The organism is Chryseobacterium cucumeris (assembly GCF_016775705.1).
GTDB classification, from domain to species: domain Bacteria; phylum Bacteroidota; class Bacteroidia; order Flavobacteriales; family Weeksellaceae; genus Chryseobacterium; species Chryseobacterium cupriresistens.
This window is the reverse complement of sequence record NZ_CP068760.1, coordinates 2,702,607-2,724,459: the sequence shown is the minus strand read 5'-3', so window position 1 is coordinate 2,724,459 and position 21,853 is coordinate 2,702,607. Positions and strand designations below refer to the sequence as shown.

The 21,853-nt window shown below is 37.4% G+C and carries 18 protein-coding genes; 8 read left to right on the top strand and 10 right to left on the bottom strand.

The genetic code is table 11. From position 1 onward, the window contains the following. Positions 1-449: 449 nt before the first annotated feature. Genes JNG87_RS12210 through JNG87_RS12200 form a run of 3 tightly spaced genes read right to left on the bottom strand, consistent with a single transcriptional unit; the run spans position 450 to position 2,209 of the window. Positions 450-1,316 carry an alpha/beta fold hydrolase gene (locus tag JNG87_RS12210; protein WP_202838677.1) on the bottom strand — a complete coding sequence of 289 codons (867 nt, stop codon included), beginning with the start codon at positions 1,314-1,316 and terminating at the stop codon, positions 450-452. Between the two features lie 12 nt (positions 1,317-1,328). Beyond that, positions 1,329-1,910: a hypothetical protein gene (locus JNG87_RS12205; protein WP_202838676.1), complete on the bottom strand. Its 582-nt coding sequence runs from the start codon at positions 1,908-1,910 to the stop codon at positions 1,329-1,331. A 44-nt stretch (positions 1,911-1,954) separates the two neighbouring features. Further along, entirely contained in the window at positions 1,955-2,209 is a 255-nt protein-coding gene (locus JNG87_RS12200; RefSeq protein WP_202838675.1) for an NmrA family NAD(P)-binding protein, read from the bottom strand. An 82-nt stretch (positions 2,210-2,291) separates the two neighbouring features. Here JNG87_RS12200 and JNG87_RS12195 point away from each other — a divergent pair, with 82 nt between their 5' ends. Next, positions 2,292-2,699, top strand: a complete 408-nt coding sequence (locus JNG87_RS12195) for a winged helix-turn-helix transcriptional regulator (RefSeq protein ID WP_202838674.1) — start codon at positions 2,292-2,294, stop codon at positions 2,697-2,699. 103 nt (positions 2,700-2,802) lie between these two features. Here the strand turns inward: JNG87_RS12195 and JNG87_RS12190 are convergent, their stop codons facing one another. The 3 genes from JNG87_RS12190 to JNG87_RS12180 form a co-directional block, all read right to left on the bottom strand. Next, entirely contained in the window at positions 2,803-3,099 is a 297-nt protein-coding gene (locus JNG87_RS12190; RefSeq protein ID WP_202838673.1) for a helix-turn-helix domain-containing protein, read from the bottom strand. 164 nt (positions 3,100-3,263) lie between these two features. Next, positions 3,264-4,109 carry an RteC domain-containing protein gene (locus JNG87_RS12185; RefSeq protein ID WP_202838672.1) on the bottom strand — a complete coding sequence of 282 codons (846 nt, stop codon included), beginning with the start codon at positions 4,107-4,109 and terminating at the stop codon, positions 3,264-3,266. A gap of 44 nt (positions 4,110-4,153) precedes the next feature. Beyond that, positions 4,154-5,860 (bottom strand): helix-turn-helix domain-containing protein, encoded by a 1,707-nt coding sequence (locus tag JNG87_RS12180; protein WP_202838671.1) that lies wholly within the window; start codon positions 5,858-5,860, stop codon positions 4,154-4,156. Positions 5,861-6,142: 282 nt separating this feature from the next. On the opposite strand from JNG87_RS12180, the gene JNG87_RS12175 reads away from it, so the two are divergent. The 6 genes from JNG87_RS12175 (at position 6,143) to JNG87_RS12150 (ending at position 11,776) form a co-directional block, all read left to right on the top strand. Next, on the top strand, positions 6,143-6,361 hold the full coding sequence (locus JNG87_RS12175) for a hypothetical protein (RefSeq protein ID WP_202838670.1): 219 nt from the start codon (positions 6,143-6,145) through the stop codon (positions 6,359-6,361). Between the two features lie 207 nt (positions 6,362-6,568). Beyond that, entirely contained in the window at positions 6,569-8,080 is a 1,512-nt protein-coding gene (locus JNG87_RS12170; protein ID WP_202838669.1) for a DoxX family protein, read from the top strand. 26 nt (positions 8,081-8,106) lie between these two features. Further along, the gene (locus JNG87_RS12165; RefSeq protein ID WP_202838668.1) at positions 8,107-8,370 is read left to right on the top strand and encodes a hypothetical protein; all 264 of its coding nucleotides are present in this window, start codon (positions 8,107-8,109) and stop codon (positions 8,368-8,370) included. A 256-nt stretch (positions 8,371-8,626) separates the two neighbouring features. After that, positions 8,627-9,310: a hypothetical protein gene (locus JNG87_RS12160; protein WP_202838667.1), complete on the top strand. Its 684-nt coding sequence runs from the start codon at positions 8,627-8,629 to the stop codon at positions 9,308-9,310. Between the two features lie 1,002 nt (positions 9,311-10,312). Next, a complete protein-coding gene (locus tag JNG87_RS12155) occupies positions 10,313-10,561 on the top strand; it encodes a hypothetical protein (RefSeq protein ID WP_202838666.1) in 249 nt (82 codons plus the stop codon). Between the two features lie 93 nt (positions 10,562-10,654). Continuing rightward, the gene (locus tag JNG87_RS12150; protein ID WP_202838665.1) at positions 10,655-11,776 is read left to right on the top strand and encodes an aspartyl protease family protein; all 1,122 of its coding nucleotides are present in this window, start codon (positions 10,655-10,657) and stop codon (positions 11,774-11,776) included. Between the two features lie 87 nt (positions 11,777-11,863). Here JNG87_RS12150 and JNG87_RS12145 read toward each other — a convergent pair whose 3' ends face one another. From JNG87_RS12145 to JNG87_RS12135, 3 genes are read right to left on the bottom strand one after another with little or no spacing between them, the layout of a single operon-like run. Then, positions 11,864-14,422 carry a S9 family peptidase gene (locus JNG87_RS12145; RefSeq protein WP_202838664.1) on the bottom strand — a complete coding sequence of 853 codons (2,559 nt, stop codon included), beginning with the start codon at positions 14,420-14,422 and terminating at the stop codon, positions 11,864-11,866. Further along, positions 14,412-15,815 (bottom strand): RagB/SusD family nutrient uptake outer membrane protein, encoded by a 1,404-nt coding sequence (locus JNG87_RS12140; protein WP_238349580.1) that lies wholly within the window; start codon positions 15,813-15,815, stop codon positions 14,412-14,414. Before JNG87_RS12140 ends, JNG87_RS12145 begins: the two co-directional genes overlap by 11 nt. A 25-nt stretch (positions 15,816-15,840) precedes the next feature. Beyond that, positions 15,841-19,029 carry a SusC/RagA family TonB-linked outer membrane protein gene (locus tag JNG87_RS12135; RefSeq protein ID WP_238349579.1) on the bottom strand — a complete coding sequence of 1,063 codons (3,189 nt, stop codon included), beginning with the start codon at positions 19,027-19,029 and terminating at the stop codon, positions 15,841-15,843. 701 nt (positions 19,030-19,730) lie between these two features. On the opposite strand from JNG87_RS12135, the gene JNG87_RS12130 reads away from it, so the two are divergent. Continuing rightward, positions 19,731-20,039, top strand: a complete 309-nt coding sequence (locus JNG87_RS12130) for a helix-turn-helix domain-containing protein (protein ID WP_202838663.1) — start codon at positions 19,731-19,733, stop codon at positions 20,037-20,039. A 224-nt stretch (positions 20,040-20,263) separates the two neighbouring features. Here JNG87_RS12130 and JNG87_RS12125 read toward each other — a convergent pair whose 3' ends face one another. Next, the gene (locus tag JNG87_RS12125; RefSeq protein ID WP_202838662.1) at positions 20,264-21,841 is read right to left on the bottom strand and encodes a hypothetical protein; all 1,578 of its coding nucleotides are present in this window, start codon (positions 21,839-21,841) and stop codon (positions 20,264-20,266) included. Positions 21,842-21,853 lie beyond the last annotated feature (12 nt).

Below are 21,853 nucleotides of genomic sequence, written 5' to 3'. Positions count from 1 at the left end.
TGGATACTAAGCTAGTAATAACATTGACCTGCCTGAATACCGTTGCCTTATAGGTTTGATTTCATTGCTAACGATGCTGATATATAAAACAGCAATTTAAATTATATAGCTTGAATAATTTTGTGTTCTATATTTTTTGTGACGGCCATATGCATAAAATTGGAAAAAATCCCTACAGAAACACAAAATTTTGCCATTGTATAAATAGTCAATCCTCTTATTTTTGCCCCATGGTAAGTATTCAGAATTTTCAGCCTGAGCTTGCTAGGATTCACGGGTTTGAAACCGGCTATCATTGTCAGTTTCTTGAAGCTCGACTTGTGAGAGCGGAGGCAGTTTAAAAATCCTCTTCTTCGTTTTGCCTGGTCTGCCTAAAAAGCTCATAGCTTAGTTTTTTAGAGGGCAAAATTGATACTGTTGTTTAAAATGAAATGCATCTGTACATTAGCCTAAAGAAAATCCTGCACGTATTTTATGGCATCCTTACCAATTTCTTCCGGTGAATTGTGTCCGCTATAATCAAATTTTACTTTGCTTGTGTTTTGAAACACACTTTCCCATTTGGTAAGGAAATGTTCCGGAAAAGCCTTGTCTCTCATACCCCAAAGCATCAGTATAGGAATTTCTTTGATCCTGTTTCTGTTATCCCACAAGCTATTTAGCCATCGATCTTCAACCAGGAAAGATTTTGGGAAAATCCAGGTTCCCTTTCGTGTCCCGGCATGTGGAAAAGGTTTTATATAATGCTGATGTATGGCTTTTGAATGGTTCTTTTTATCGCCCATATCCATTTTCATAAGTACCCGAGGAAAGATATTGAAGTATTTACAGAGGTTTCTACCTAATGCTGAGCCCATAAATTTACTAAAAGTACGTAAGGTCTTATCATCTTTGACCGACCAGAACCAACTGTTAAAAACGATGAGTCTTTTAACACGATCCGGATGATTCTCTGCATAGGATATTCCTATCGGCCCTCCCCAGTCATGGAGTACCAGCGTGATATCATGGAGTTGCAGTGCTATAATCACCGACTCCAAATTTTCAGCATGGAACTTCGGATAAGAAACGTCATAGGGTTTGTCCGAAAGGCCAAATCCGATATGATCAATCGCAATACACCGATGTGTTTTGCTAAAATGTTTGATCAGTTCACGATAACCGAAAGACCAGTTTGGATTACCATGCACAAACACTAATACTTCCCCTTCACCCTCATCGATATAATGAATTTTTCCATACTTCGTTTCGATAAAATGAGACTTAAAGGGATATTGTTTCCGGTCCAGCCAATCCGTATTTTCTTTATTTTTCATATTGAATACGTGTTATTTTAATACTTCTGCAAAATCTTCTGCAAACTTTTCAAAGCTTACAGCACCTTCTATTGCACCCTCACCTTCATTAAAATATGCTTCCAACAATGTTCCGCTCCTTAAAGCTATTCCCATATCGATAATATAGGTCTTAGCCATTTCTGCGGTCATTCCCTGCTTTAAGAGGTTTTCAAACAGTACCTCGTCCGGAAATTCTACCCATTTCAGATCCGGAATATTTGCAGCTTTACCCAAGGTTTCCGCAATCTCCTTTCCCGTGATTTCAGCACTTACCACATATACACTGTCTTTTCCACTAAAAGCTTGGTAATGTATTGCTTTAAATGCTGTATGGGCGATATCAGCTGGATGAGAAAGAGCAAGCCTTATATTCTCATCAAAATTATTTCCGATCATATGCTGATAACGGATCATATCGGCAGCTGCATAAAAGTTAGAATAAAACAATCCGGGTCTTAGATGTAAAACATGTGTATCACCAATTAAATTAAATGCTCTTTCGTTATGATAATTGGCTCCTGCCGGTCCCGGACCATCGGAAAGATGTGCCCCTATCCCACTTAAATTTACCACGTAAGGAACTTTATTGCCGGTAACTGCCCTGGCATATACCGATCCTACTTTTTTATTTCTTCTGTGGTTCCGTAGCTCGGCGGAATCATTGTATATACAGCATCTGCATTTTTGAATGCATTATGAATAAATTTCTCATCGTCCAACCGCCCAATAAGCGCTTCAGCACCCAAAGCATTTATAGCTGCTGTATTCTCTTGTCTTGAACTGATAACGGCTACTTGGTGTCCGTTACTAACTAATTTTTCTGTCAGAATTCTACTGATGTTTCCTAAAGATCCTGTAACTGTAATTTTCATATTAATAATGGTTTAATATTATTGTACAAATCTAGATTTATACTTACTTTTGTATAAGTACTGACCCCATAGTAGGTATAAAATGACAGCAGTAAAGAAGACTTCCGTAATACAGGCAAACAAAGGTAATGCTCACATATCATGCCCTGTAACATTTGTTATGGAAAAAATAGGCGGTTATTGGAAACCAATTATTATGTTCAATCTTTTATCAGGCGAAAAAAGGTACAGTGAGCTTAAGAGATCAATTGATACGATAACAGAAAAGGTTTTAATTCAACAGTTAAAACAACTGGAAAGAGATGGCCTCCTGATTAGAAAATCCAGACCCGTAATACCACCACATGCTACCTATGAACTCTCAAAGAAGGGTAAAGAATTATATCCCGTACTCCGCGAAATGGCAATCTGGGCTACTAACCATGGCGAATCTTATCAATCCCAGTTTACAAAGCAGATGAAGGACTTCCCCGAAATTGAATCTGTGTAGCACTACCGTAGGAGAACATTTATAACACGGAAGTATTTTACAATCACCAGCTATAAATATGTAAATATGTTACTCACAACATCATATCATCCACTTTCAGCGGTCAAAGATTTCGGGAAAACTTACTAAAGCTCTCTCTGATCAGTTGATGAACATCTGATAATTTATAATACAATTTCCCACTAATTGTATAATAAGGAAGTTTTTTATCAGAACGGTATCTCTGCAATGTTCTCGAACTTATTTTAAGCATCTGGAGCACGTCCTGATTATCCAGTAACTGTTCACCGTCAATAGAAGTGATTTCATTTTGTTTCACATGTATTTTTTCATGAAGGATATCAAAACGGGTCATGATTCTTTCCATCCACGTTATAAATTCTGTTCTGTCGATATTCATAATTCATAGATTTGGTATTCACGACAAACATCAGCAATCCACTGTAATTTTTTACGGTAGTTCATAGGTAGTACCCAATGATAATCCCTTAATATGTATCCATAACAGGATCATAAAATAGAATAAATAAGCTGATCAGAGAATCGGCTTATTTATTCAGGATTTTAGCGGTCATCTACCTCAAAACTTTTTTCCAGATTATCGCTCAAGAGTTCTAAAAAACGCTTTCTTTTATATTTTCTGTTTTTAATCTCTCCTACTGTTTTGTAGACATTACCCAGGTTCAGGCTTAAGGTTTTTTCCGTATGGCGCACAATCTCAATAAAATCAACATTACCTCCATTGAAGCAGTGCGTTAAATGTAATGCATACAGTAATTCCAACAATGATACCTTAGACGATGTCCATTGCAGCTTGGATTTCTCTTCACTATGACCACCATTGCCGGAATATTCTTTTAAACAAAGCATCAGATATTTTTCCAACGATGAATATGCCATGAAAACAGCAATTTTGTGATCATTTACAGTAGTAAATTCGTCATCAAAATCATAAAGGTTCGATGACAGTTTCATTTTCAGATCATAGGCTCTTCTGATAAAATACTTATGGTCAAGATAGGTAGCATTTCTTCTATAGTAATTGTACAATTCATGTTCCTGAGAATAATATTTTTTTATCTTCAGGAGTTCATTTTCATAATATTTCCTAAGACTCTTTCCCCCTAACCCAGGCTTTGTACTTTCGATATCAAGAAGCCTAGAAAAATAAACAAACTTCGAAATGAACAAGGGTTTATGATGTTTAAAAAAACAAACCTCTTCAGCAATGCTCTCAAAATTGAACTCTTTCAACATATCTTTTAGGACGCGTATGGAATAATCAATTTTCATTAATGAGCGTTCTGCAAGAATAATTATATTCTTCTCTTCTTCTGCAAGGGCAGCTAATTCTACCTCCAGTTTACGATGAATTTCTTCAACTTTTCTAAAAAATGTTTTTGTTACCATGTCCTTTTTTCTAGAAAATTACGAAGATTACCAATATGGGATTTCTATTCTATTTTAAGTTCCTGTTTTCTTTTACGGATAAAATCTGTCGGCCTTAGTCCGTTGATATCATAAAATAAATCGGAAAAATGCTGTCGCGTAGAAATTCCGGATTCTTCCGCAAGCGCTTCAATAGTATATAAAAGATACTTCCTCTCTGAATTCAGTAAATTAGTGATATAAGAAATTCTAAGATCGTTAATATAGGTTTTAAAATTTTTTCCTTTATTTTCATTGATGAAAGTCGACAGATACGTGGTATTGGTATTCATTTTAGTCGCCAGCATACTCAGCGTTAACCCTTTCTGTATAAACCCTTTGTTCATTTCAAATTGTTGCAGTTTCTGCTCCAATTCTCTGTAAAGATCTTGCGGTAGAACGGTCTTAGCAGGATCACTATTTATATGATCCTGATTAATAACCAATGATTCGTATTTTTTATTGTTTAGTTTATCCTGCAGTAAAAGGTACTTCAACCTTATATTTTGTTCCTTACGATATCTAGCCAACGAAATACCCAGAAAGAATAAGGTCAACACAATAAATATCACGATATATACCATCCGCCTGGAACTTGTCTTCTCAAGGCTGTTTTTAGTTTCGGCAAGCAGTCTGGTGTCATATTCTCTGTGTATTTTTGACGACAGGTATGTAAAATCTTTTCCGATAAGCTTATCTACACTTAGTAGCTGTTTGGTATAATAAAGCTGCTTCTCCCTGTCATTTTTTTCTGAATAATAGGCAATCAGATCTTCATAGGCAGGTCTTACTTCGGGAAGAATAAAAGCATGCTTGTTAAAAATGGAATCTACTTTCTGGAGATAATAAATTCCCTTGCTTTCATTACCAGCCATATGACTTTTCCCGAGATAATAATAAATAACGGACAGCCACGAAAAGTCATTCGATTTTACAATCTCTTCTAAAGCTCCGTTCAGATCGTGAATACTTCCCGCATAGTTCCTGCGATGGTAAGCGGCGATACCCTTACATTTCAGCAGGTAACTTCTTTCCAGTAAAAATTCGTCATTACCGGTAAGAGATTGCAATCCGTTTTCAATAAGATGTTCCGCTATTTCATATTGCCTGAGATTCCGATAACAGATCACCATTTGATGCAGTGAATTATAATACCCCTTCTTAAAATTAAAAAGCATATTGGGATGATTTTTTCCCCTGCTCTTTCTTTCGAAGAACTCACCGCACTCCTTAAACAGCTCAATCGCCTCCTCGTAAAATCCGAGATAACTTTTAACCACTCCCATATGGTAAATAATTTTCTGATGCACATATTCATCTTTTCCTTCTTTGGAATACTCAAAGGCTTTCAGATATTCTGCTAATGCAGGCTCATATTTTTTAAGGTTAAAATAATAGAAAATTCCTTTTCCCAGATAAGCATCACTAATGAGCTCCGCTTTTTTTGACCTTAATGCGGCATGGATAGTACTGTCTGCATATGAAAGCTTTCTTTCATTGGACGGCGAGAAATAGACCGCAAACTTATACGCCTCTGAAAGCCTTATATAATCAGAATTTTTCTTTGCTTTCGATATATAGACATTTAAATACCTAAATGCTGAAGAATCATTTTTTTTAAGATTTTCATACTGACTTCTCAGCCAGAGGTAATCGTCCCTTTTTTCTTTTGCATCAAAATCAGCGCTGCAAAAAAGAAGCAGCAAGATTATAATAAGCCTTGAGCCTGTCATGGTGATTTGGTTTTTTAGCTGGAACGGTCAAATTTAGCCAAAAAAAGCCAAATCCTACCACGCAACCAACTAATTAACAACAGTAAACAAAATTACTTGCGGATTCCTTATCTATAAATGGAAATATACTATTTCCAATGGTCATTATTTATAAATGGCGACGTCTTACTTTGAAAAGCAAGCCCAAAAACAGTTTTTTTAGGCACCTTTTCAAAATACCTTTGGCTTAAGAATTCTAAATCACACCCCTACCGGTTGGGAATAACTTAAATCAAAATCAATATGAAAAAGTATATTCCTCTTATCAGTTTATCACTGCTGGGCTTAACAGTTTTAAGCTGCAGACAAAGTGATATCGCGGACGATCCCATATCTCCAAATTATATTGCTGAAACCAGTAAAGACTTCTCAGCAAAAACTGAAGATACGATTAGAAATGAGATAAACCCTGCATCAGATCCGCCGATCAAAGACACTCACGACTGGCGGCCATTAAAATAATAATTTAAAAAAATTGAAGCTATGATTCCCCACTACCAACCCATAGTCTGTAGTACAGGCTTACCATGTCCCAAAAGCGGTATTTGGGAAAGTATGGGGAATTTTAAAACAACCTGTACAATTTTCAAAGGTTCCAAAATGCCTGACTACTGTGGAGAAAAAATAAAATGGATTTTAATCCAGGCTATATAAATTAAAAATTATACTATGAAGACATCAACAACACTGATCAGCATCATAAGCTATTTTTTCGTCTTACTATTTGTATATGCCGCAGTGAGCAAAATCCTCGACTTTGAAAATTTCCAGGTCCAGATCGCACAGTCTCCGCTGTTAACCAGCTATGCAGGAATGATATCCTATTTAGTCATTACTGTCGAATTAATAACTGTGATTCTGTTGCTGAGCCCTCAATTACGAACAACGGGCCTGTTTTTTTCCCTTGGGCTCATGACCAGTTTTACCGTTTATATCTATATGATCCTTCATTACAGTGATTCAATTCCTTGCTCTTGTGGAGGTATCCTGGAAAAAATGGACTGGGATCAACATCTTATTTTCAATATCATATGTGTTGTACTGGCTTTAGCAGCAATAATATCTACATCTGCCCACCAACAGGTAAACAAAAATAAAGTTTTCATCAACTCAGCTGCTGTGGTTACAGGAAGCTCGCTTATTGTTATCCTCCTTTATTTCAGTTCAGAAAATACAGTCAGAAAAGAGAATAACTTTACCAGGCGTTTTCTTCCACACCCTATTGTCGAAGACAAAGTACTGGAACTTGACAACGAGCATTATTATTTTGCAGGAATCCAGCAGGATCATTTATTTCTGGGTAACAAATCATTTCCATTGCAGATCACTTCCGTTGAAAAGGCATTTACCACATTACATTCCATGCGGATTTACCCTGATCGGACTGACTTTTATTACACCAATCTGCAGTTAAAAACAGCAGGTTCTGATTATTACCTCTACGACGGTAGCGTTCCCATTATTTATAAAGGAAAGACAACGGATTCTCTGGCTTATACGATCAGTTACAATAATGTATACTTCAACCAGCTTGCTGTTATCGATTCCCTAAATTTTGTGGTTAGAATACGAAGCAGTACAACCGGTGAATATGAGCTGGGATCGCTTACTCTTAACCGGCAGCCAAAATTCACAATTTTTGATCAACTGCTGGAAAAGCAGGTTGACGGAATATTTGACGCTGACGGGCAGCTGACCTATGACACGAAAACCAAGAAAGTTATCTATATGTACACTTACAGAAATCAGTTTCTGGTTGCTAATGAAAGACTTCAGTTGGAAAACAGATTAAAAACCATTGATACCATCTCAAAAGCTCAGATTGATCCCATTACCCTGTCCAATGGGAATACAAAGCTAAAAACCCGTCCGCTGAAAGTTAATTCAGGAATGACAACAAACGGCCCGTTTCTGTTCAATCATTCCCATCTGATCGGAAAGCACGAGCCTAAAGACAGGTGGAAAACGGCAACGGTGATTGATATATACCGTACTGACAGGAAAGAATACCTGGGAAGTTTTTATATAGAGCATATCGACAATAAGCCGGTATCCCAGTTCATGGTAACTAACCAATACTTATATGCCATTGCAGGAAAAAAACTGATCCGCTATCGGTACAGAACATCTTATGTAAAATATTTTACAACAGGGGAAGCTGAAAACCTGAACAAAGAGTAGGCATTTTAACCAAAACTTCAATTATTATGAAAAAGTTTCTTATTCCTGCCGCCCTGGTGATTATGGGCACAGGAGGTGCACTAGCATCAAACATCGAAAGTTCATCCAAAGTAATTACTATTGGATACAGAGTCGGTAATTTCGGAGAACCCACCTGTGTAGCCGTTAAAAACTGTGAAACAGTCAATACAGGAGTGCTCTGCACCTATACCGACGCTACAGGCCCTCACAACCTAAAAAGAATGAGCGGTTCCCAGTGTTTCGGAGATTTGTTTGAAATTTTACCTTAACCTACACTCCTAAATTAGCAAAAAGAGGCTGTCCGAGAGGGCAGCCTCTTTCCCAATTCAATTGTAAGTCGGATAGTAATATAGTCGTATAATTCTTACAATCTTACAAAGATAAATCTTCAACATATTTAAAAATTATTTATTATGATTGACAAAATAAATAATTGCCATAAAAACAATTTATTTCCAGAATAAAAACGTTGTTATTAATTTTACTCCATAAAAACATAATAATCAACAATAAAAACTTTAAAAAATGAGAAAAAACGTTTTCACAAAAATCAATTTATTTTTTTCAGCATTAGCAATTTTAATAGTTTTTTTCGCTTGTAGTGGCGAGCTGGATTCTAACAGTACTGTTCCACAGGAACAATTTCAAAAGCACAGCAATGTTGCGGGAAGAGCAGCAACATCTGAAGAACTTATTGACCTTTTATCTAAAGATGAAGATTTTATTGGATTAGGTAATGACCTTATTAATTTCATTTCTGATATTCCTAATCAAGATCAATTCCTGGCTAACTACAAAGATGCAGATTTTGAGGCTGGAGGCGAACAGTATTTTCTAAAATTAACTGGTTATACAAATGACCAGGTAGGATTTGCACTAACTAACATAGATAAAAAGTTGACCAATGTTCTGGAAAAATATCCTGAATTGCGCTACGATGGTAGTAACGGAGAATTCATTCAGTACATTGTAGATGAAGCTTGTGCAAAACTAGATAATCAAACAACAAATAGAAATCTGGCTGCTTGTCAGGCATGTGTGAAAAAATGGAAGCCTAGAATGATTGTTTCGACAATCTTTGGCGCCGTTGCAGGAGGTATACTTGGAGGTGGAGCAGGAAGTCTTTACTCTGGATGGGCTGGGGCTGTAATTGGTTTTGCAAGTGCCGGTTGGGGGGCTGTCGATTGTCTTGAAGCAGCTGGTTGTTAATTTTACTAAAAAACAATGGAATGGAATCATATAAATTAAAGAATGCCGTAATAATGATTATGTCCTTTTTAGGAGTACTATTCTTTGGCTACACTTGGTTAAGCACCTCTTATAATGACGTTTCAAATTATGATTATCTGAGAAATAATTTTGGACAATTTGCTTTTTGCAGCTTTACTATGTTTTTTATTTATCATTTTTTGAAAAATCTGAAAAAAGAAAGATTATTCTTAACCATTATTATCATTTCTTTTGTAGCTATTGTAACTATATATATAGTAAACAATGTGTTTTTATGGCCTTCTGCTATTGTTTTATTTATATCACTTTTATTTTTTTTAGTTAGGAAATACTTGTGGAAAAACAAGTAATAAAAAATAAGAAAACTCCTGTTAACAGGAGTTTTCTGTTTATAGAACTATTTCTTACAAACAATAACAGTCATTGACATGCTTAGTAATTTAATTCACCGTTACCATTTATATGTCATTCTACAATAACTATACAAAGCAGAGAAAGGATGCCTGGGGCACCCCTTTTTAATTTATGCTGATAATGACTTCAGAAGCCTTTCTCTTAGATATTGCATATTAACAACCGCCATATTCCTGCATTATATGCTGATATCTTTTACTCGCTGCTATTAATCTTTATGAATGATATACCTCTCCTTGAGTCATCCATTTTCACTTCACAAGAATATTCGTATTGATAGTTTTTTTGTAGAAAACTAAAATTTTTCTTCATTTAATTTTTAACGCGACGAGTTCTGTCGCTATGCGAAACTATCTTTTTATCAGTAAGAAGGATAAGAGCTCTTCCAAACTTTACTCATTATTAACCAATTAACCTAACCAAATCATTATGAACAAATTCCCATTTACTCCAGAGGGAGTACAGGCAAAACAAGAAGAACTGAATGCATTATCTCTTTAAGAGAGATTAAAAATTGCGGAATATGCATCAAGCAATCCTGTTGAATTCATTTCTGAAAACTTTGAGATGTCTGACGAGCAGCAGGTATATTTAAAAGAACTTGACCTGGTCTATATCAGAGTCACAGGATTCAGCCTTGCCATCGGATTCTTAGGACAGATTCCTGTTGAGATGCAGGATACAACAACTCCTTCAGCTTTCGCTGCAAGAGGAAAGAAAAAGAAAGAACTTTCAACCAATGTAAGTACTACAACCAATCCACAAACCGGTGCTACGACTGTACCAGGTTCAGTAGGTATCAAGTGGACCTGGTAATTTACCCAGGCTTATGAACAATAAGGCTGTCATATGGGGCAGCCTTCATTATTTTTTTAATTATATTTACCTGACCTCCTGATAAATAAGAAAATGAAAAATATTAAATCACATTTATTTATATTACTATTAACACTAGCCCCTTTCTTTTTTAACGCTACAACCATACCTTTTGAGCTTATCGATGGAAAAATTGTTGTGGATGTGAGTATTAAAAATAATAGACATAGTTTTATTTTTGATTCAGGAGCTTTTACCATCATTTCAGCAGAACTAAAAAACCAGCTGGATGAAAAGAAAAGTACAACTGTTTTCGAAGGCATAGATGCAAATAACGCAAAGTCAAAGATGGAGGTTTTCTCAACAGATTATATCCAAATAGCAGATCTGAAACTGAAAAACATCAATTTTTCATTTGCTGACATCAGCTGGATGAGTGGTAGGGCATGCAAAAAGATCAGCGGTATTTTTGGTGCCAATATGATGAAGGATAAGGTTTGGCGGCTAGATTTTAAGTCAAAGACTATTACAGTCTTTGATAAACCTCAGGAACAGCCTGGTACTGTCGCAGCAATCCCTTTTTCCGAAGAAAGCTTCACGGGTGTTCCCAAACTTAATGCTAAAATAAGAAATCAAAATATAGAATTCATTTTTGACACCGGCTCAGGAATGGGCTTTACAGTGAATCAAAAGGTGTATGATAAAATAAAAGATAAAGATTATCTGACTTTTGAAGGACTCTTATCACAATCTTTAAATAGTATTGTAAAAGGGCAAAGACAGGTTGATCTAATGGAAGTCGAGCTTAATAATACCCAACTTGGTCCTCAAATTATTGACAGCAGTTCAGATTCTCCTAATCTCATTGGTACAAAATTTATTGAAAACTACTTGGTAGATCTTGATTTTATCAGCAAAAAAATTCTTCTTGCCAATGAAGGGAAAAAGCCTCAATATCAAAGTTTCGGAATCGCATTAGCTCCTGTTGACAACAGTATGGTTATCGTTAACAAACTGGAAGTTCCTCAATTATCAGAAATAAAACTGACGGATAAAATTATTAAAATCAACAACACTGATATTACAAAGACATCAGGCGACACCTTTTGTAAAATAAAGGAACTCCTTGACCAAAATCAGTCTATTACCATAGAGAATAAATCTCATCAAACATTCACTTTAGAAAAAAAAGATGTTTTACAGTATCTGCATTAGAATTATATAATCACGTAACAGCACTTATCATGTTAAAAGCTTCAGAATATTCTGAAGCTTTTAGTTTTATTTACTACTTAGTACTTCTTAAAACGGTATATTTTTTTCCATTTGTTTCTCTATCCATGGAATCCCCTTCTTCCCTTTCAGAAAATAATCCCACCAATCCTGTATCCTTACTGCCAGATCTTTCTCTGCTTTGGAACCGGTTGTGAAAACATGGGCTTCACCCGGATAAAACAAAGCCACCACATCTTTTTGATTCCTTTTTAATCCTATATAAAATTCCATCGTCTGATCCCATACAATCCTTTTATCCTCCATCCCTGTCCATAAAAGCACCGGAGCATTCACCTGATGTACATTATCAATCGGATTATTCTCCAGATACAGCTTCTTATTTTCTGCAAAGGAAGCATGCATATTATACTGCCCTTCCTCGAACTGCCAGTAAAAGGGAGTGGATGACGTCTCATTATAGGAAAAGTACATTCTTGTCAGATCACTGGCTCCTGCTCCTGAAATATAGGTCTTAAAACGACGGGAATGGCCTGCTATAAAATTCGTCCTGTACCCTCCAAAAGAATGGCCTATCAGTCCGACATTCATAAGATCAATCCCCGGATAATTCTGTAAGGCATCCAGAGAACTTTCCACACAGTCGAGTGCTGAGAGTCCTACCCCGGATGCTCCGTTTACAATATCCGGCAGGTAAACAAAATACCCTTCTTCCAGAAGCTTTTTAATAGAAAACCCCACCGGAAAATTATTGAGTAGCGATAAATACTGGTTGGGATTTCTACTCTGCACTTCATAGATATGAACCACCATCGGGTATTTTTTCCCTTCAGTAAATCCGATCGGATAGTACAGGAGTCCTTTTAAAGATATCCCCTCTTTATTTTTAAAACTGATCGTCTCCATTTTTATCAAAATGGAGGTTTGATCCTGCGGATTGCTCTGAAAAACTACATTCTTATTTTCTTTTCCTGTTTCTTTATAAACGATCCTCGGCGGCACATGAAGACTCTCCGCCACATACACCACATTTTTTAAAGACTCATCCGCCTTATACCATGTAATATTAGAATCAGGAGACGCCATGAGTGTTTCTACAAGACCCTTATGCCATTTCAAAAAGGTCTTCTCTATGGTTCCTTTCCGGGTTACTGACAAAAGCACCGGAGCATTTATATCCAGTATGCTTCTTCTGAAATTATAACCTGTTTCAGGATATAAATCCGTTTCATCTTTAGTGACCACCTTTACTTCATTTCCCTTATCGATAGTAAGCGCCGTAAACTTCCCTTTATTGATTTCATATCTCCAAAGATCACTGCTGCTTTCAAAATAAATTTTTTTGCCATCCGGACTGAAATACGCTTTTGTCAAGTCCTTTTTTTCAAGCACCACCCTATTTAAGGTTTCTGTATCCAACAATACCCATATTCCTTCCGTATTTTTATACACAAAATGGTTTCCATGATCTGATACAGAAACTTCTGCCTGCATAACTCCCAAATCCTCATAGCTATTGTTCTTCAGATCATATAGATATCCATGAATCAATGGAAACAAGGTTGAATAATTCTGTAATTCCTCCCTATTAAACATTAAGAAGTGATCGGTATTATTCAGGCTTACCACTGTTGAAAATCGCTCAGACGGAACTCTCATGACCTTATCCTCTTCTTTTTTCCATATCCAGTATCTTTTTACAAAAGAACCTTCCTGCTTAGCCTCCAGGTTCCCGTCATTTCCATACCAGATATCCACCGTTCCTTTTTCAGCCGCAATATGCGTCATTCCCGTAATCATAACCGCTTTTCCTTTCTGCATTTCCGTAAACCGCAGGTATTCCTCGTGCTTTATTTCTCCGATATCCGGAAACAGCAATTCTAAGTTCGCTGTATCTACAAAAACAACTTTCTGAGTTCTTCTTTCTGCATTATCATTGTCACCACCCAATACAACTTCTTCCCTAAGAATCATCAATTTTCCTGAAGGTGTTTCCTCCATGCTCCGTATCATACCGGATGCAGAATATACGCTTTCCACTTTATCACCGGAATACCTTACGAGCTGGTTCTCCCGGCCATCTTTTTTCACAATATACAATGCAGTTCCTGAACTGCCTACCCTGAAATACTGCACCCGCTCTACTCTTTCCAGCAGAGCAGATTTTGCATTATAGATATGAAGAATACTGTCGCTGGTCTGCACAAAATACTTCTGTCCTTTCTCCATGATCCCGCTCTGTATAATGCTTCCTGAATCACTGCCAGCCTGACCTGTTTTTACTTCTTTCTGCGTTCCTGTGACCAGATTCCATAACAGGGCTTTTCCCTGCCCCAATGCCAGCAGCTGATTGCCTTTTACAAAAGAGTACTGGTATTTCTTGGTCAGCGTTCCAACCAGTGATTTTACTCCTGATCTTCCTGCCGCCAGTACCACTGCGGTATCATAATTATTCCTGTACACTTTTGTGGCTACGATCCATTTGCTGTCATCCGACACCTTATTAACGGCAATGTTGTAATACTGAGAACTTTCATCTTTCAATGAATCCCTAAAGGCCTGTCCATAACAGACCATTCCCAGCAGAATAAGCAAGAGAATAATCAGTTTATTGATATTAATAGCCATTATTCTGCGGATTAAGGTTAGGATTAAGAAGCAGATCTTTCTGCGGAACAGGCCAAAGGCTGTGGAAAGGTTTCCAGTTGGGCTTTACCGCCTGTACATCAGAGAGTCTGTTATTGCGTTTTAAGTACAGGAAGCGATGTCCCATTTCGGTAAAGAATTCCCTTCTGTTCTCCAAGAGGATTTCACTCAGCAAAATGTCCTTTGAAAGTGTTGTTAAAGCACTCAGGCCTGCCCGCTGTCTCACCGGATTGATATACTGCAATGCTTCCCCAGTCTTATTCTGCTGAGCCAACGCTTCAGCCAGCAGTAAATACACTTCTTCCAGACGGAAGACGATAGAATCTTCCGTATCATTGATGGTGATATTTTTATACTTATCCGCTCTGTACCACGTATTCCCTCCCACGGTTACCGCAGCCATCCACTGCTGCTTCCTCAGGTCTCCTACTTCAAATGAATTCACTAGGCTTTCAGATAGCGCGTACCCTGTAGGCGCCGCTCCTGAAAAGTAGTATACCATCGCCTCTTTCACAGTATCCCCAGGATTCGCCGGCTTTAGCTGCCATATAATATGCTTTGAATCCTTCTGAAATACTTTTGTCAGGTCATTCTGAAAGCTGTACAGCGGACTTCCCGAAATGGTCTTAAGCACCTGCTCTGCCTCTGCCCACTTCTTCCTTACCATATATACTTTGGCCAACATCAGCTCTGCTGTTTTTCGGTTGGGATATACCCTTTCTGCATCCCGGTACTGATCCGGGAGCACCTCTGCACAGTAAGAAAGATCCGTTTCCAGCCTTGACAACACCTCCCCGGATTCTATCCTTGACAAAGACTGATTAACCTTATAATCTGTTGTTACCGGATAAGGAACGGGTCCAAAGACCTGCTGAAGATAAAAGAGAAGTATGCTACGTACCAGAAGGGCTTCCCCTTCTATCCTATTTTTTTCATTACCCGGCAAAGCTGATGCTCTGACTCCTTCTATAATCGCATTGGAGGCATAGATATGCTGGTACGCGGTTGACCATACCGAATACACGGTAGAATTGGTATCGCTCTGCTGGTTGTGATACAGCGCCAGTACGCCATTGGTATCGGTTAAGGCATAGGAGTCCAGATCATCGGTATAGACACCCAGAAAAGGACCCAGTGACTCTCCTGACAAGGGAGAATTATCTCTTACACCTGCATATAGTCCTGCCAGCGCAGCATTGGCGGTCTGAACGTCTGCAAAGATCTTATCTTTTCCGATCTGATTGGAAGGCGTTTCCACTTCCAGCATCTTTTCACAGGAGAAAGCAAGGATACAAAACAGCAGAATCATTCCCGTATTTCTCCAGAACACCATCACCTTACACCATTGTTTTATATTGATATTAGAATTTTTCATTATTATTTTTTTTAAGCATTTAGATTTACAGGGTGATCAGCACTCCCATGGAATAAGTTTTTAAAGGCGGCAGGAAGCCGATATTCCTGAACTCAGGATCAGGCCCGAAGTATCTGGTAAAGGTCAGCAGGTTCTGTCCCTGAAAATAGATTTTCACACTTTTAAAAGTTCCTTTTACCGGAACCTGATAACCCAGCTCCAGGTTCTTAAGGCGGATAAAAGAAGCATCGGACACCGCTGCCGTACTGTTCATAAAAAAGACATGGAGCTGATTCTTGATCCCATTACCGCCTGAAGAATACGGCATATAGCTTCCACCTGGATTCTCAGCAGACCATACATCCAATACCTCCTGAGGCTGGTTATTCATGGTTCCCGGTATAGGCATGATATTGTTATAATTCCAGTTTCTCTGTTTCACGAACTGAAAAAGAAACGACAGGTTCCAGTTCTTAAAGCGAAGGGTATTGTTCCAGCCTCCAAAATACCGAACTCCGATATTCTCCACAGCCTGCCTGTCATCAGGCGCTGTGATTTTGCCATCACCATTAAAGTCTCTGAACCGATACAATCCCGTAGCCGGATCAATTCCTTCATACTGGTATACTTTTACTGAAGTAATCGGCTGTCCTACGACATAGGTATTAGCATAGGTAGACCCTGCAAGCCCCGGAAAAGAAACCAGCTTGTTCTTTGGAAAACTTATATTAAGACTCGACTCCCACTGAAAAGATCCACCTGGAAAAGGTCTACCGGCGAGTTCCAGCTCCCATCCCGAGTTCTCCACGACTGCATCCAGATTCGCCAGTACACTTGGAAACCCTGTTATGGAAGGAAGCTGATATCCCACCAGCTGACTCGAAGAATGGTTCCTGTACCAAGCTGTGGTCAGGTTAATCCTGTTTTTCAGAAATCCCAGCTCCAAAGCCGCTTCCAGCTTGGTGGTTTTCTCCCAGCTGTAATCCGAATTATACAGCCTTGAAGGATTGAGCCCTGCGGTATTGTTATACAGGTATTCCGAGAGATCATAGGTATCCAGATACCCGTAATCTCCAATATTATCACTTCCGGTAGTTCCGTAGCTGCTACGAAGTTTTCCAAAGCTCAGCCATTTCTTATTTTTCAAAAATGCTTCCTGAGAGAATATCCATGCCGCTCCTAGCGCCCCGAAATTTGCAAACTTATTGTTGGGACCAAAGCGGCTGCTTCCATCCCTTCTTCCCGTCACATTCAGGATATACCTTCCGGCATACTGGTAATTCATCCTTCCGAAGAAAGCGGCATACCTATACTCCGTTTTAATCTGGTCCGTAATAATCCTGGTCCTTGCCGCTCCTATATTCTCTATAAAAGCATTACTTTCAAATCCAATCCCGATCATAGAACCCTGATTGCCTGTATCCCGCTGAAAGGTCGTCCCTACCAGCACATCCAAAGCATGTCTGCCCTTCTTCATCTGCCAATTGAGCTGAGGTTCCAAAATAAACGAAAAACGGTCCTGATTACTCTTATACGACTGCGAGCTCGCACTGGACTGCCCCTGATAGGATGAAGGATTATACATGGTATTGGGCTTTAATGACCTTTCATCAAAAGACTGGTAATTAAGCCCTCCATTGAGCTTCAAAAACCAATGTTCCAGCAGTTCATACTGCACATTCATATTGGTTAAAAACTGCTTGTTCTCATAGGAATAGGAACTGTTATAGAGCCCTGCCGGATTGTTAAAAGTATTGTTCTCCCAATTGAGACTCCCGTCCGGCAGGTACAAAGCTGGAGCATTAGGAACCATCAGGTAAGCCTGTCTGGTAATATCCTCACTAAGTACGTTATTTTTCTGAAGGGAAAACCTGCTGGAGACACTCAGCTGAAAACGCTTGTCTTCAGAGGTGTGGCTGATATTGGCAGACAGATTATCCGTCTTATACTTAAAGTCTTTTGAAAACACAGTAGACTGCTCATTGTGGCCATATCCTACCAGAAAACCTGTTCTTTCATTCCCTCCATTTAAGGAAACATTCGCGGTAAAAGCATCTGCGGTATTTCCGATGAGCGATCTCTTCCAATCCGTATACTTTGCCTGATCCCACACTCCGTTAACATCATAGGCATTAGCCGGATATGCTGTAATCCCATCATTCTGATAGGCCTTCCTTCGCATCCTGAGATAGTCCTCAGTCTTCATCATGGTGAGGTTACTGATCACAGAACTCACAGCATACGAAGTCCCCACATTTAATCCCAGATTCCCTGCTCCTCCTGCACCTGCACCAGCTTTCCCATTTTTCCCTTTCTTGGTAGTGACCAGCACGACCCCATTCGCTCCCCTAGATCCATAGATCGAGGTCGCATCCGCATCTTTCAGAATCTCAATACTCTCAATATCCGCAGGATTGATACTATTAAGGGGATTAATACTGCTGGCTGGCAGTACCGCTCCTGAAAACTGCGAAGCCATCTCGCCTCCTACCGGAACCCCGTCCACTACATACAATGGATTATTCCCCAAAGCCCGAAGACTGTTCTTTCCTCTTATCTGTATATCATAGCCGCCCCCCGGCATTCCCGAGTTCTGCACAATATTCACTCCCGCTACCCTTCCCTGAGCCGCAGAGAGCACATTCAAAACAGGCTGATTTCCTATATCCTTAGCCGATACCTTTGCAATACTCCCCGTCCTCTCTTTATCCCGGACTTTATAATACCCGGCATTGATGACCACTTCCTCAATTCCTTTGATCTTAGTATCCTGATCAGCATTACTAGCAATATTACCATTAGCATTAGCACTGACATGCGAATCGGAATCAGCATCAGCACGCTTACCATTACTACCACCACCTACATTATCACGCAAAAGGTCAACATTAAAGACCAATTGTCCTGAGCCTCCTAAACCAGTATTACTATCTTTCTCATCCAAAATAACAGGAATCGCTCTCTCTTTGTATTGCGGATGCTTAAACAAAAGAACAGGCTTTTGTTTATTGTTACTAGCATCACTCATCTTTAAAGTGAGCATAAAAACACCTTGCGAATTGGTTAGGGTGGTTTGATTGGAATTTTTCTCTGAAACAGTCACCCCGGAAAGAGGTTTATTTCCTGCAGTGACCTTACCTGAGATAACTTGAGTCTGAGCATTCACATGCGTGCACACTAATGTTAACATCAGGGTAAGACCAATGCCTCCTATGTTGATATAGGATTTTTTCATAGCTTTGTAAAGGTTTTTAATTAACTTTAAATTCTCACGCTCTTTCCCGCTGCCGTCAAACTGTAAGGGAAAGGGCTTTTTTTATATTTTCATTTATATTTCGTTTATCAGTATTTCTTTCCAGTCATAATATGATAGGGTTCCTATAAAACAAAAGCGTAAATTTTCGTCGTTTAAGATTGTATTTAATCAGGATAAATTAAAACTTTCCGGGTGCCCATGGTGTAAACAAAGGGTGTGTGGTCCAAAAGAGCTCAGTGACCTCAGACACCGGAAAGCATATGAATGAAAAATTTGTCCCATGTAAGCTTAAAAAGCCACAATAGGCTGTACCCTCCTATTGTATCGTGCACTCTGATACTTATGTTGTAAGCGGGCTTAGATTGTAGTGTAGAGATAAAAGCGAACAGCATGAAATAAAATGGCATGGAACTCTACATTATCCGAGCAGAGGCACTGGTATACCCATAACAACAGATAAGAGAGCCCACGCCTAGGTCGTGAGCTTCAGGCCTATCATCTCGTTGTTATTTGAAAATTACCAGTTTTCTGCTTCGAGATTCTAAGCAATAGCTTCTAATATTTCGTTGAAGTATCGCAAAGTTACATTATCTGTAACCTATTTTACAAATATAATAAAAAAAACAATAGACGACATATATATCTTCATGAAATGTAATTAAAACATCAAAATTTACTACATGTATAAATGGCACGTAGAAGATTTAAAGTTTCAAATTGGTAAGTTAATTCAAGTCTATAGATTAAGGAGAGAATTATCCCAATTCCAATTAGGATTGGAATTAAATATTTCAAAAGATCATGTAGGTAGAATTGAGAGAGGATTGACAAATCCAACAATTGAAAATATAGTAAAACTTAGCAACTTTTTAGGCATAGATATATTATTTCTTTTCACAAAATTGGACGCAAAAGAATTACAAAAAATAGAATTAGAAATTGATTGTTTACAAAAAGAGTTTAAAAATAAAAATAAGAGAAAATCCTAAATTAAAAATTTAGGATTTGTATTTACTTATCAATTTCTTTGTAGTATCAGTTTAAAACTGGTGAACTTATTTCTAAAATATTTAACCTGTTTTTTCAAAACTTGACTCTCGTATTCATGAAATTTTACGGTTTCTCTTATTTTGTTATCATTATCGTTCGAAATAGATAAAGCTGTAGATATGGTTTTTCTCTGCTATTTTTTTGATCTAGATTTAGACATAACCTAAATTAAATTGTAGTATTTCTTTAAGCTATCCTTTAACATATCTACTAATTGTAGAGTATCATCAAATCTTAACTGCTTAATGCTTGTTAAGTTAAACCCCACTTTATCATCTTTAAATTTTTGATCATTGCTTTTTATTATAATGAAATTCTCTTGATTTAATCCTTTTGCTTGATTTAACCCCATCATATAACCCAATTCATGATAAACATTACCATTATGTTTAGAAATATCAACTATCAACAATCCAGACTCTTCTATCTTCTTCAAAATCTCATCATTGATATCATATGAATATCCTGCTTCAAATTTATCTATTCGCAATTCTCGCAGTTTAATTTCTAAATCATATGTGTTATTGATCTCTTCAGTTGCTTTTTTAATTGCATCATAATGAGATTTTGTTTCATTAGAAAATGCCATCGAAACAAATATTTCTTTCTTCTTGGCTTCGGCAATATTTGAATAAATATCAATTAACGATTTTGGATTGATCCCCTTAAGATTATAAATTTGGTTATTCTTCACCCAATTGATAAACAATTTAACATTTGCAGCTCTAGATATTTGTAGATAAACGCATGCTATGGTAATTTCGAAACCATCTAAATTTTTCAATAAATCATCATTGCCAAATACTTGATTAATTTGACTAAAACTTTTTTTCAGGTTCTGGATACTTTTCTCCGATTTTGAAATTTCTTTTTTCTCAAGTAGTAAATTAACTAATCCAATCGTAAATGTTCGAGGGTTTTTCACAAACAATTCTCCCAAATTTGGATATACTTCTTTTATGTTTTCAGGTAAATCTTTATAAATTTTTCTAGTTGCTAAATACTCCCAACCAAATTTGTCTCTTAAATACTGATCTTGAAAATTATGTTCGTCATCAATAATTACTTTTAAATTTTCTTCCGAAGTTAGAGGAATTGTTTTTGTATTGATGTTGTGAAATACAACTTTATCAAATTTTTGATTTGAGTTATTTTCAACTTTTTTACTATTGCCATCTTGATCAAATTCTTCTTGAATTAATACATCATTTAAAATAATGCAAAATGGACAAATCATCTCTTTTACCTTACCACTTGTAGCAACTTCTGCTGCCTTTAACCTGTGGTTACCATCTATACGATGAAATGGATGCTTATTTTTTTTTATTAAATCAGATAAATAATCATCATCTAATATTAGCTCAACTAGATCCAATGAATCTTTGTTACGTACATCATTAACTGATGTATACTTTTGTTTCTTTATTTTTAAAGAAAACTTATCAATGTTTGATGTAAATTTTGAAGTTAATTCTAATTCCGCTACTGCACCAAGTCTTGAGTCTTTCGGCTTGAGACTAGTTAAATCCTTTCTAAGTTTGAGACTTAAAATTACTTCTGGAAAAAATAAAAATTCCTCACTATCTAAAAATGTAGCGATCTCTTGCTGTTGCGCATATATCGGGTTTCTCTGATAGCTATAATCTGCAATAGATATCCTTGCTAGCTCTTTAATTGGAGCAAAACCTCTAATACAAATTTGGCTACTTAAAGATCTATCTAAAATTCCTCTGATTATCATTTGTTTAATTTG

Bases quoted from the DNA above. Each gene is read 5' to 3' on its own strand.
- JNG87_RS12200 (WP_202838675.1), bottom strand. From the start codon at position 2,209: ATGAAAATTACAGTTACAGGATCTTTAGGAAACATCAGTAGAATTCTG.
- JNG87_RS12125 (WP_202838662.1), bottom strand. From the start codon at position 21,841: ATGATAATCAGAGGAATTTTAGATAGATCTTTAAGTAGCCAAATTTGT.
- JNG87_RS12145 (WP_202838664.1), bottom strand. From the start codon at position 14,422: ATGGCTATTAATATCAATAAACTGATTATTCTCTTGCTTATTCTGCTG.
- JNG87_RS12150 (WP_202838665.1), top strand. From the start codon at position 10,655: ATGAAAAATATTAAATCACATTTATTTATATTACTATTAACACTAGCC.
- JNG87_RS12175 (WP_202838670.1), top strand. From the start codon at position 6,143: ATGAAAAAGTATATTCCTCTTATCAGTTTATCACTGCTGGGCTTAACA.
- JNG87_RS12155 (WP_202838666.1), top strand. From the start codon at position 10,313: ATGTCTGACGAGCAGCAGGTATATTTAAAAGAACTTGACCTGGTCTAT.
- JNG87_RS12185 (WP_202838672.1), bottom strand. From the start codon at position 4,109: ATGGTAACAAAAACATTTTTTAGAAAAGTTGAAGAAATTCATCGTAAA.
- JNG87_RS12180 (WP_202838671.1), bottom strand. From the start codon at position 5,860: ATGACAGGCTCAAGGCTTATTATAATCTTGCTGCTTCTTTTTTGCAGC.
- JNG87_RS12210 (WP_202838677.1), bottom strand. From the start codon at position 1,316: ATGAAAAATAAAGAAAATACGGATTGGCTGGACCGGAAACAATATCCC.
- JNG87_RS12140 (WP_238349580.1), bottom strand. From the start codon at position 15,815: ATGAAAAATTCTAATATCAATATAAAACAATGGTGTAAGGTGATGGTG.
- JNG87_RS12160 (WP_202838667.1), top strand. From the start codon at position 8,627: ATGAGAAAAAACGTTTTCACAAAAATCAATTTATTTTTTTCAGCATTA.
- JNG87_RS12170 (WP_202838669.1), top strand. From the start codon at position 6,569: ATGAAGACATCAACAACACTGATCAGCATCATAAGCTATTTTTTCGTC.
- JNG87_RS12130 (WP_202838663.1), top strand. From the start codon at position 19,731: ATGTATAAATGGCACGTAGAAGATTTAAAGTTTCAAATTGGTAAGTTA.
- JNG87_RS12195 (WP_202838674.1), top strand. From the start codon at position 2,292: ATGACAGCAGTAAAGAAGACTTCCGTAATACAGGCAAACAAAGGTAAT.
- JNG87_RS12190 (WP_202838673.1), bottom strand. From the start codon at position 3,099: ATGAATATCGACAGAACAGAATTTATAACGTGGATGGAAAGAATCATG.
- JNG87_RS12165 (WP_202838668.1), top strand. From the start codon at position 8,107: ATGAAAAAGTTTCTTATTCCTGCCGCCCTGGTGATTATGGGCACAGGA.
- JNG87_RS12135 (WP_238349579.1), bottom strand. From the start codon at position 19,029: ATGAAAAAATCCTATATCAACATAGGAGGCATTGGTCTTACCCTGATG.